General features: G+C 39.4%; 1 protein-coding gene. It reads right to left on the bottom strand.

Going from position 1 to position 13,843, the window contains the following annotated elements:
• A partial coding sequence (locus DK441_RS11680) for a SprB repeat-containing protein (protein ID WP_160112063.1) occupies window positions 1–13,816 on the bottom strand: 13,816 nt, incomplete at its 3' end.
• Window positions 13,817–13,843 lie beyond the last annotated feature (27 nt).

Here is a 13,843-nt window from a genome sequence, read left to right as displayed (position 1 = left end):
TGTTTTGAGAATCTCTAATAAATACTGTAGTTGTACCTCCTGGCAGATTATCTATAAACAAATTCGCAGGATCGGTAACAGCTTGATAAGTTACCCCATCGATACTCCAGAAATAACTAGGATCTGCAGGATTTGCCGGTGGTAATCCTCCTGTGATAGATAAGGTAGCTGTACCATTCATATCTCCCGCACAATCCTCTGGAGTTGTAGCATTTACAGTAGCCAAAATTGGTGCCGGTTCTATAATCTGAATATCAAGAATAGTTCTTGGACAACCGTTATCATCTTCTACTTCTACTCGATAGGTGTCTGCCGGTAAATCTGTAAACGTATGTTCATTATCCGGATTTTCAGATTCATCTTCAATAAAGGTAAATACTGCATTACCTGCGCTATTATATAACGAGAAGTAATATTGTGCAGTACCTCCAACAGCAGTTACTCGTATAGTACCATCGGTCTCTCCATTACAAGAAATAGGCGTTGCAAATGCTTGTGCTATAAACTCTGCTGGTTGACTTATTTGAAAAGGTACACGAACCTCATCACAACTTGTTAATGGATTTACGGGAATAGCCGTACTAGTAACAATATATTCATAATTCCCAGTACTTGCTAACAAGTCTCCAAAGAAACTGGTGTCTTGAGTATCAGTAGGACCAGGACCTGGCAGAAATACTGGATTACCTAAATAATCCGTTCCTTCAACCCTGTACCTATAATTTCCTATTCCTCCGGTAACACTTGCATCAATAGAACCTGTTGGCTCACCAAAACAAACAATAGACGTATTACTTAAGTCCAGGATTGTGGTTAGTGGAACAGGATCTCGTACTGGTATCGTATTAGATGCCGGAGAAACACATCCATTTATATCTCTAACATAGAAATTATAATCTCCCGCAAGTAAAGTAAATTCATGGGTGGTAGGAGTTAGATTACCAGCAACAAAGGTAGTACCATCACTACTAAATTCATATCCGCCAGGAGTTCCTCCTCCTGCAGTAACCGTTATCGGGTTAGGACTAGCACCACGACAACTTATAGGTCCTTGAACCACATCTATCGTCACAGCTGGTGGAGCATTGATAATTACAGGGTCTTGAGCAATTTCACACGCTAAGTTATCTGTAACTGTAACAATATAGTTTCCTGGTTTTAGATTATTCCATACATAACGATCTGTAGTACTTGCAATCGCTCCAGATTGTGAACCATCAGGGAATGTTAACATAAAGAGATATGTTCCTGGTCCCTGGCCATCTGTAGCAATAGCAGTAATTGTACCATCCTCACTATCAGAACAAGCTAATAGCGTTGGTGCAATTGCATTTAATCCTAAAGGTGTCGGTGGTTGGATATTAATAGTATCTGTTACCTCACAACCTCTGGCATCTCTAACTCTTACTACATAATCTATTCCTGCGGGTGCAGCGCCAGCATCCAATAAGAAACCTCCAAATCTTGGATCACTGCCAAATGGTACTATTGGTGCTCCTCCTGTATCTTCTAACTGGTATTGTAACGCTCCAGTACCTCCACCGGCAACTGCCTCTATTGTGGCATCATCACCTGGATTACAGGTTTCGTCTTGTATTTGATTTATAGTAAGATTAATAACTGGTGGCTGAGTAATGGCAACTATATTTGAATCAGCATCACAGAACGGTGCATTCGTAGCGGTTACAGTAACCACTATATTACCTGCTTCTAATCCTGGGATATTAAGCCCTGTAGCCGGATCTGTAATGGTATTACCTCCTCCACTAACAACAGTAGTCGTAGTAGTATTGGTAGCATCATAGGTATATGGACCTATATATCCTGTCACAATTAAGTTTACTGACCCATCTGGTGGAAGCGTATTGAAACATGTAATATCATTACCTAAAGTAATTGCAGCATCAATAGTGTCAAATGGAGCTACAGTATAAGGTGCTGTATCAATAAAACATCCTGTATCAAGATCGGTAATCCTAAACACATAAGTTCCTGGTGTTGTCAAGCTGAAGTTTCCACTTGTGTGTGTTCCAGAGGCATCTTCTACAATCGTTTGTACCTCTGGTCCTCCAACAGGTAGTAAATCAAAACTATATCCACTAAGATTAGCAGGAGTAGTAATTCTATCTACCGAAACCGTTACCAGCTCTGCATTAGGAGCATTACAGGTAATAGCCGCAACTTGATTAACTAACGGGTTAGTCATTATAGGAAGCGGATTTATAGTCTCTGTAATAGTAGGGCCAGGAGGTGTTGGTATATTACAACCATTACTATCGGTAACTGTAATTACATAATTACCTACTTCATCACCTGTAAATATATATTGTACTCCTGCTGTACCTCCATCAGCATCAGTTATATTCAAGTCAGTTACTACGGTTCCTAAGGGAGATGTATATGTTACACTGTATGGTGGTGTTCCATCTAGTATTGTTACTATAATATCGGGGAAATTCTCTGTGGTTCCCGTACACGTATATGGGGTTTGACTTGAACTTGCAGTTACCTGTGAAGCATTTGGTATTACAAAAGCAACTAAAGCAGAACATCCTCTTGCTGAAGTTACCTCTACCAAGTACTCTCCTGCAGTTGGGTGAGGAGCAGCCAATGCATTAAACGATAACCCAGTAAATGTAGGGTTATCTATCTGAGGAGCTCCTATAGCAGCTCCAGTTATTGCCAATGTTCCTCCATTATTCTCATATAATTGGTATGAGTATGGACCTTCTGTATCGGTACCTGCTTGTAATGCTATAATAACACTTCCATCACTGGCTCCAACACAAGAAACACCAGTAGGAGTTGCAGTTGGTATTGGATCTACTGGAATTGGAAGGTCAACTGTATCACTTGCCGTACACCCTGAACCAGTTGCAGGAAGTACATTACTGTCAGTAACGCTTACGGTGTAAGATCCTGCAGTAACGTTAGTAAATACATTCCCGCCTGCACCTATTTGAACAACTGGTACAATTGGTAATCCTCCACTATTTGTACCTGTTAATGTAAATATAAAGTTAGCTGGGTTAGCAACAAAGTCAGAACCTCCTGTTACCGTAGCAGTAATCACTCCGTTTACATCACTTCTACATACAGGGCTTCCGGTGAAATCAGCACTTACTGATAATTCTGAAACAATAACTACTGTTTCATCTGTAGATACACAACCATTTTCGTCATATACTCTAACTGTGTATGTTCCTGGTGTAGTAACGGTAAAGTCATGGGTAGTACCATTTACATTTCCTGCTACTTGTCCGCTACCCACAGGCCCTATTTCAAAAGTAAGGGCATTGGTAGCCGGAGCTACTACAGGTACATTACTTGTACCCACTACTCGAATGGTATAGTTATCATCAAATACACAAGAATCTGTCCATGTTACCGAGTCTACCGTTGGGTCTGGTGTTCTAAACACAGTTTCATTGATCGATACTGGTGTTGATGTACAAGAATTATTATCTATTGCACTAATAACATATGTTGTACCGGCAATAGTTGCTGGCAACAAGAATGTTTCAGTAGTATTCGCTGTCGTGGTTTCGAATAAAAACGGAGCAACACCATCGTCATCTGCTCTAAAGGTATATGGTCCTGTTCCTCCTGTTACAGATACCGTTACTCTGGCATCTTCATTACAATTCGCATTGATATTCTCAGGAATCGCCAGTCTTAATTGTTCTGGTTGTGTTATTGTCACAGCATCAGTTATAACATCGCAGAAAGGAGCATCAAGAGCTTCTATTTCTACCACATAGTTTCCTGCTGGCAATCCATTTGCTGGTAACCCAATAAGTACAGGGTTCGTAAATCCTGTTGCTACATTACCTGTCGTTTCTGGAAGCGCTGTTACTGTATTTCTTACAATAAAATTAAATTCTCCTGTATAATTTAACACATTTAAGTTAAGCTCTCCTGTCGATGCACCGTTACAAAGAACATGAGTAGCTACAGCTGCATTTGCTTCAATTTCGTTGAACGTAGCTACAGTATAGGGTGCTGTATCAATAGAACACCCTGTATCAAGATCCGTAATTCTAAACACATAAGTTCCTGGTGCAGTTAAACTGAAATTTCCACTTGTGTGTGTTCCGGAGGCATCTTCTAGTATTGTCTGAGTCTGCGCATCTCCTAGTAAATCAAAACGATACCCATTAATATTAGCAGGAGTAGTACTTCTATCTACCGAAACCGTTACAAGTTCTGCTGTATCACAATTAATAGGTGATACTTGAGTAACTATTGGATTAGTCATTACTGGGAAAGCAGGTATTGTTTCTGTAGGTTGTACAGTAGGGCAATTATTACTGTCATAAATGGTAAATACATAATCTCCTGCTACACTAGCCACAATCTGAATCCCAGCTGCTGGGTCCGTATCTAAGGTAGTAGGGTCAACTGGAGATGCTACCACAGGGGTTCCATCTACAGTATAAGAAATAGTATAATCAGGTCCTGTTCCTCCAGCAATATTATCTATAGTAATTACAGGGAAATTTTCTGTTGTCCCTGTACAACCGTATGGCGTACTCGAAATAGTTGCATTTACAGCAGTAGGATCATTTATGATATAATCATCTGTATCAAAACAGAATACATTTAGTGCTCCATTAGGCTTGGTCACCCTTACCTCTACTGTATATGTTCCATTATTTAAACCTGAAAATATTGGACTTGTCTGGTATGCAGTTGGTACTGCGATTGGTGGTATTGACGTAGTAGCTGTAATTCTATATTCATAGATTACTGTTGGATCCGGATCTATAGATGCTGGTGTTAATGCAGCAGTAACTACACCATCAGTATCTCCGGCACACGTTACAAATGTCGTTTCTGGAACTAACACTGGTGTTGTTGGAGCTTCTATACTTATTGGTAAGCTATCAAAAGAACAACCTGGTGCTGTCCCTCTTCCATCATCTGTAACTCGAACTATATATGTTCCAGGAGCCACAAGATTGTATGTACCATTAACATCACCACTCGTATTGCCAACTACTGGAGTACCAGTACCGTCAAGCAAATCAAATGTTTCCGTTCCTTGTACTACTCCCGTTATCGTCGTTGTAATTGTTCCTGTTGCATTCGTACAATCAGGTGCTACTGTAAATGCAGCGCTAATCTGTAATGGTCCATACACATCTACAGGAGTAGTTACCGTACAACCTGTTTGATCGGTAACTCCAATAGTATATGTTCCTGGTGTTGAAACTGTAAATTCATGGTTATTGTTATTAATACTTCCAACAACCGCAGTACCACCATCAAGCTGATATGTTAATGTTCCTAACCCACTAGCTTCAATTCGTATAACGTTACTATTGTCATAAGCACAATCATCTATAAAGCTAGCTGAAACTATTGTAGGAAGCGGATTCGCTACTGTTGTAACAGTAACTGGTCCAAAAGTACACCCATTATCATCTATAACAAATATATGTTGTACCTCTGTATCATTATTACCCAAATCAATGACATTACTAGTCAATGGGAAATCTGCTAACAACGCTGGTGTAGTAACCGGAGCTCCAAAACCATCATCGGCTATTAATGCATATCGATATCCATCGGCTGTTGGAGGAATTGCAAATGGTGTACCTCCATCGGTATCCATAATAACCTGTGCATTGGTACCACAACCATTGGCTGGAGTTTGATTTGTCGCTACTGATGTTAACGGATCTGGAAGATCAATTGTAAAATCATATCTAGTTGGACATTGCGTACCATCAACTTCTCGTATAGTTACATAATATTGACCAGGTGGTATATTGTTAATTGTAACCGGAACATTTGGTACTGCCGGACTTGGAGTAGTATTATCAGAGCCTGTATATGCAGCCCCTAAGCTTACATTAGTAAAGGCATTAAACACTTCCCAGGATATTTCTGTTACCGTAGGATCATATGCAGAAACATCAAATGTAACGCTACCATCATCTAAAGCCGGTGTTTCATTACAACTTACATCTGTAACCACATCATTTATAATACTCGGTTCTGATGGTGGGGATTCAGGAGGAACCATTTCTTGGTATAAACATCCTGTTGCATTATCTCTTACTTCTAAAATATAGGTTCTGTTAAAATCTAAACCACTATAGGTATGATCTCTTATTGGTGTATTTGCATCAACTGCTGTTGGTCCTCCAACACTATCATCTAGTGGCACAAAATCTCCAAGACCTGGAGATGGCTCTCCAACAATTCTAATATCAAATCCAGGTGGTGGATTTGTTGGTGGACTACTAACTCCCGAACCTCCTTGTACATCGATTTCAAACGTTACTCCCCCCGGACATGTTGCAGAAACCGTAATGTTCTGTACTAAGTCATTCGGTGGAGAAAAGATGTTAAACGGTCCAAAAGGAGCATTATCTGTACATCCATTCGCATCGGTTACAAAAATAAAATATTGACCAAAGTCTAAGCCTTCAAATCTTATAGTAGTTCCTGTAGGCACAGGGTTTGGGTTTGGAGTTGTAGCCGCTGTTGCAGCTGGCACCAATGGTCTAACTGCAAAATTCGCTGCAGTAACCAAAGTATAAGTATAATCTGCTGTACCACCAGCTATTTCAAAATCAATAGCTCCTAAATCGGTAACAGTCCCTGAACCTCCACAAGTAACCGGTGTCTCCACTCTGCTTACCTCGGTAATAGGGTCTGGTGTAGTAATTTCTACTGTATCTGTATCAGTACATCCACGATTACTTCTAACAGTAAATGGATAAATAGCTTCTCCCAAATTCGGGAAAGTAATCTCAGTACCTATTATGGTAACAAAGGTCCCTGTATTTTGGAAATCAATTTCATAAGGGCCTTCTGTACCAGTAACTTCAATTACCGCTGTTCCTGTATCCCCATCACAGTCTAAATTCACTGTTGGTGCATTAATATTAATCGCTGCAGGGTCTGTAACTGTAAATGGTGCTGTTGTAAAGGTGCACCCTCTATCATCGGTCACTCTAAACACATACGATCCTGCGGTACCATTTGTATAATTTGCAAATGGCGCCGTAGCATTAGTTAAGTGATCTGCAAATGCGGCACCATCTATAGAAACTGCTATATCGTAAGGGGTATACCCTCCATTAACCACAAATGAAAATTCTGCAGGAACTGGATTACCTAGAGCATTACAAGTATTATCTGCAACTTGAGTAACTACCAATTCTACTGCTGGTGCAATAGTTTGCGTTGGTAATACTACCGGACAACCATTACTATCTGTAACGGTTATTACATAATCTCCTGGTAAAGTTAATGCAGGAGTTGTCGTGAACGTAGTTAATGCTCCAACATTGGTATCTGGTATTACTACCACGCCACTTCTGGTTACGTTATATGTATAATCTGGGGTACCAGAATCAGTACCATCAATATCGATAGTAAAGCTCACTGTTCCATCATCTAAACAGAAATCAGAACTAGTGTTAACACTTGCATCTAATTGTGGTAATTGATTAATATCTAAAGTTTGTGTTGCCGAAACACAACTATTACTGTCTGTAACGACAAGTTGATATCCTGTCCCATTAGGAACATTTAAATAGGGATCACTAGCTGGTCTGCTAGGTCCTACTAACACACCACCTGAATCACTTAAAGTATATGTATATCCAGTTCCACTACCACCTCTAGGGTTGCTAATTGAAACAGTATTGGTGTTTGCAGCACAATCCTGAACAACCGGATCGATATCAAAATCAACTACATCTGGTTGATTAATTGTCACCGTAGTTGTTGCTTCACAAAGGGTTGCTTCATCGGTAACCGTTATGGTATAAATTCCCCCTGGTAAAACATCTCCTGTCACTATCGTAGCAGCAGTTTGTCCCGTTGCGGTAATTGGTGCTATTGGAGGTGTTCCTCCTGTAATTTCATATTCGTAGGTCGCAGTAGCCGGAATATCAATTCCTGTAACCGTAAATGACAATTCACCATCACTATCGCCATTACACGTAGGTTCATTTACTGGTGTTGCATTTACCACAATTTGATCGATATCTTCTATTACATAGTTTTCGGTATACTCACAACCATCATCTGTTCTTGCTAGGAAAGTATACGTTCCCGGAGCTAGATTATTAAATAGATTTGAGGCCTGAGGTCCAACAGGGGCAGGTGCTGTGATTTCATATTCAACTACAGTTCCTGTACCACTTATTGTAGGAGTTAATGTTACATTTGATGTAAGTGCCGGACACTGGACTGCAGTTTGAGCAAAATCAAGATCTGTTACTCTAGTTACAGGTTCTATTGTAATGTCTGTTTGAACAGCACATGTTTCTGGTGTTCCTTGATTAGCAACAAATACCGTATATGTTCCTGCTGTAGTGATAGGTATATCAACCGGAAAACCAGCAATATTAGTGTATCCTGAGGCAGGATTTAGACTATATGCCCAACTTCCTGAACCACCAACAATACCTGTTATACGAATAATAGCATCTGTTGGTGCAACACAACTTAACTCTCGACCTATTATTATTGTCGGTGTTAAGACAGCAGGATCTGTTAATGTTGTATTGAAATCAAAAGTACAAGGTGGTGCTCCTCCAGATCCATCAGTTATGGTTACAGTATGAGCTCCATCATCAACATTGTTAAATGTTACTGTAGTATCTCCTGTTGGTCCAATTTGAGTAGCCACATTACCATCAAGTACATAGGTAAAAGGACCTTGTCCTGCTGTTACTGTAACTTCAATTGTACCGTCGGTATCTCCATTACAAGTTGGATTAGTAGGAACCAATGTTGCCGTAACCACATCAAAAGGCGTAACCGTCACTGTATTGGAAAAAGCTGTACAACCAGCATTGTCAACAACTCCAACTACATAATCACCTGGCACTAGTATTGCGCTTGTAAATGGAGAAGCGATGTTACTTCCTCCTGCAATAGGAGTTCCTAAAGATCCTGCTGCATATAAATCGAATTGGGTATACACTCCACTTCCATCTGCAGCTGTAAATTCTATGGTAGCTTCAGGGTTGTTACAATCTATATCCTGAGTTAAAGTTGCTGTAATAGTAAGTTCTGGATTAATCGTAAAGTTTTCAACATTAGATACACAGTTGGTAGTTGTATTCCTTACTACAACAGTATAAGAACCTGCAATTAGATTCGGTATCTCAAAAGTATCATCATTAGGTGGAGCCAAAAATGTTACTGCAACATTATTTAAGTTTATCGGTCCGGTTAAGTCATACTCAAAAGGGCCTACCGCAGGAGTTGTTGCATCCGGTGTTATTTCAATCCATTGCGTTGCAGGGTCTGTATCTACACACACATCACCACCAGATATTGCATCTATTACTGGAGCAGAAAACTGACCTACTGTTACTGGTGTTGAAATCTGACACGCAGCATTAGAATTACCGTCTCTAACAAATACGGTGTAATTACCCGGTGCTAATCCTGTGAATATATTATTGGTATTTGGGTATCCAACAACTACCACATTTGCAGCGTTTCTTAATTCAAATTGATGATTACCATTTCCTCCTCCAGCTGTTGCCGTTATCGTACCAGTAGTAGCACTACAATTTGAACTTTGTGATGTTGCACTTAAAGTTAGTTGTGAAGGTGGACCAGTAATATCTACAGTGGTGGTTGCTGTACAATTACCTGATGGTAAACTAGTATCGGTTACCGTAATAGTATAAGTGCCTATCCCAACAGGGCCTATAACTACAGGTGTTCCTCCAACTCCTCCTCCAGGAATTACAGCTGTTGTTCCACCAGTAATAGTGTAGGTAAAAGCGGCACTGTTACCAACCGTAAATGAAAACTCTCCATCAGCACCACCAAAACATGTTACCGCATTAGTTTCTGTTGCGCTTGTAATTTGTACTTCAGGAACTGTAGTTCCTGTAAAACTTTCTGTGTTTATACATTGATTATCACTTCTTCTAGCCGTAACCGTATAAAGTACTCCATTAGTAAACGTATATGCTGCAGTAGTACTAAATGCTGTTGTACCTGTAGCACCAGTTCCTGTAGCAGGGTCTGGTGTAATACTATATTCATAAAATGCCGGTAAAGTAAGAGCCGGAGATGCCGAAACTACAACATCAACCGTTTGATTAGAACAATTCTGATCTCCAGGTGTGATGGTTACACTATCAACTTCTAATATCGGATCTATAGTAATTGGGAAAGGTGTCAAACAATCATCGGTAGCCTGATTTCTAATATATAATGTATAAGAACCATCAGTAGCAAAATCAATTTCAAAAGGTATTGCTCCTACTGCTGTAAAAGGACCTGCTGGGTTTAAACTCCACTCATAAGTTCCTGAACCTCCGTTTATAGCAGTTACCTGAGCTTGAGCACCAGGAGTTGCCGTACAACTCAATAACCTGAAATCATCATTTATTGTAGCTGTAATACTAGCTGGTGTTGTAAAGGTCACATCTGGAGTAACTGTAAAATCACAACCAAATCCATCTTGAACAGTAACGGTATGCGATACCGATGGGTCTACATTATTAAATGTTTCTGTAGTATTAACAGTAGGCCCGATTGTTACCTCTGAAGCTGTTCCTTGATCCAGAATATAGGTAAAAGGTCCTGTCGATCCTGCACCAATAGTTACCTGGATAGATCCGTTATCTGCATTACAAGCGGGATTAATAGGCGTAGCAGTTGCTGTAATTGCCGTATAAGGGCTTACATCGACACTACCGGCAGCAATAGTACAATTATTATCTAAGTCATTAACAAACACTGGATAGTTACCCGCAGAAGTCGCCCTAAATTGATAAGTAGTTGCTGTTATCGGTGCTAATGCAGTACCTAGGAAATCTGCCTGGTTATTAAATGCAAAATTACCCGAACCTCCTGTGACTGTAACCTCATAAATGGCTATTTCTGGATCATTATCATAATCGGGAAGACTAATATCTGGTTGATAATTTGGATTACAATGTAGATCCTCAACGAGTCTTATTGTAGCCGAAAATGCTGCAGGATCATTTATGGTTATTGTAAAAGGTTCTGAACAACTACCATCAGCAGATAATACCTGCACGTTATAGGTATCAGGATTAAGCCCTATAAATGTATGATTAGGAACCGTTGTAGGTCCTTCGGTATCATTAAAAGCTGTTGTAGTACTATTAATGATATACGTATAATTAATTTGAGAATCTGTTACTGTTATTTCAATCTGCCCTTGATCACCTGGACATGTAGGAGAGGTTGGAGTAACTGTCTCAGTAGCATCTAATTCATCTAAAAAGATAGTTTCCTGAAAAACACAAGCTGTAGGCAAACCTCCTACCTGACGAACATTTACAGTATATGTTCCTACTTCTGTTAATCCTGTAAATTCTGCCGAAGCCTGATATCCAATTACTGTATTTGTTATAGGTGTAATTAATTGGTATTCGTATTGAAGAGAAGAATTTTGTACTCGTATCGTTCCTGGCGTACCACAAATAATTTGTCGTATAACTGTAAGATCAGGGTCAAAATTATTCTGAAATACATTAAAGTAAAAAGGTATCGTACAATTACTATCAAAAGTAGCATTAATCCTATATTCTCCTGCTTGTGAAATTGTAAAACTATTAATATCTGTACTTAAAGTTTGCCAATCCCCATCACATCCTGAATCTGTAGTAGGACAATTAGGGTCTCTTGGTACTGCAGGACAATCCATAGGATCTAATAGTTGCCATTGAACTGTAGTTCCGACAGGAAAACCTAAGGTATTTCCTGGAGTTGGAATAGTTAATGTAGTTCCTGCTCCACATAAAAAGATCTCTGGTAGTGGATCTCCCGTGATTGGACAGGTACGAATATTACCATTTACATTAGGATTAGATCCTAAGTTATTTGCAATATCTACAACCGGATTTACAACGGTATTAAAGGCATCAACATTAAAAGTTTGTTGAGCATCCTGGCAACCAGGAGCACCGGTTTCGGTTACAATATAGGTTCCTGCGGCTGTAACTACTAAATCTCTATTAGTACCAATAACAACTCCAGGGCTACTTGCATTTACCCATTCATAAGAAGAAAAGCCTGCACCTGCTGTAAGCGTTAAAGATCCTGTACATATAAAAGCTGGTTGAGCCGTAGTAAAACAAATACCATCATTAATCAAAACGTTAGAGGAACCAACAATATCAGATCCACATGCATCTTGGTCCAAAATACTTTGCTCACCAGTTCGTGTAATACCAGATTCAACTCCTGTATAGGTTGAAATTGCTATATTATTAATTTGATTAGAACAAGCATCTCGTAAATCGGCACAAGTGGCCACTACGCTAACTCCAAAACGAACGGTATGAACACCACCGTTACGAACAATCAACGGATCTGCTATTGTAATATCTATCTGTCGATTTGTACCATTAGGAGTGGCAACTATACCCGGATTACTAGTCGTTATAGTTCCTAATGTAAAATCTACATTATCAGGAAGCACATCTCTAATACTTGCGGCAGTAATATCTTCATTTCCTTGATTCTCTATAGTAAGCTCATAAAACAACTGATCTGCAAAATTTACAGGATCCCCTGTAATATCAATACCGTTATTATCTAATACTCTCTTGGTTACTGTAAGCTCCGGTTCAATAATTTCTACCTGAAAAGAGTTAAAAAACACACTATAGGCATCACCCGTAGAAGTCGTAAAAAAAGTAGCTGAAGCTGTACTGCCAGAAGGAGTATTTGGTATAACACTATTACCAGGGTTAGGGATATCAAAAATATCAGCATCAAACCCTAAAGTATTACGTGAATGTGGTTCTCGAATAGGTGGATCACCAGGAATAGGTGCTACCGCAGCATTTCCATAACTCCCATCTACAGATATTGAACTATCAAAAAAGTTACCATTAGGGTTCGCAGGAGTAGTGAAGATGTTTTGTCTTACACCATCAGGTCTTAGGATCTGAAATACATCACCAGCAAATGGTCTATCTCCTTCCAGTGTTGCAATAGAATATCGTGCACGTACTGGTAACGGTGCTGGTAGTGTCTGGAAACCTGAATAAGTAAAGTTCTTTAAACATCCCGGATTAGCAGGGTCACAAGGTTGATTATTTAAATACCCTTGTCTGGTACTTATAAACTTTGCAGATAAGGTAGGATCTTCATACGCAACCACAAGTACCCATCCACCAGAGATACCATTAGAATTAAATCCAGAAAAACCTGTAGAAGCACGCATATCTGCAACAGTATAGGTTCCATTAGCATTTGCTAAGCCTTGTATTAATGTGGTAACATCTGCATAACATACATAAGGAATATCTAATACTGCAGCATTACTAGGATTAGTAGCGGTATTACGATATCCATCATAAATCACTTGTGTTTGAGTAGGTGGAATAGTAACATATCCACCTCCGCCTGGTGGTCTAATTTTTATAGTTCTAAAGTCTGGTCTATTATCAGGAAAAGGTAAACCCGTATACTGAACATTATTACCAGATGAAGTCATTTGCGTAAAATATGAGGCTGACCAATATAATCCAGCATATGCAACCCTTTCACAACCTGATGTTAATTGAAGATCTGCACTACTAGAACTAAATGTAGTTGGATCGCCATCTATATCAATATATCCAAAAAATTTCTGGTTATTAGAAGCGTTTCCATTATACTCATCATTAGGGGTAAAACCACTTTGATTTAGCCCAACGATAGCATTACCAATTATTTTAAGCTCTCCGTTAATTCTTAACGTACTGTTAGGTACCTCGGTAAAGGGTACCTGAGCAGATATTTGTTGTATGCCTATCATTAAAAAAACCAAAACGATAGCAGATTTCAGTCTAAGTTTCATAAGCCGTGGGGTGTTTGGGTATTTAGT

The organism is Aquimarina sp. AU58 (assembly GCF_900312745.1).
Lineage (GTDB): Bacteria > Bacteroidota > Bacteroidia > Flavobacteriales > Flavobacteriaceae > Aquimarina > Aquimarina spinulae.
This window is presented reverse-complemented; position numbering and strand designations above follow the sequence as displayed.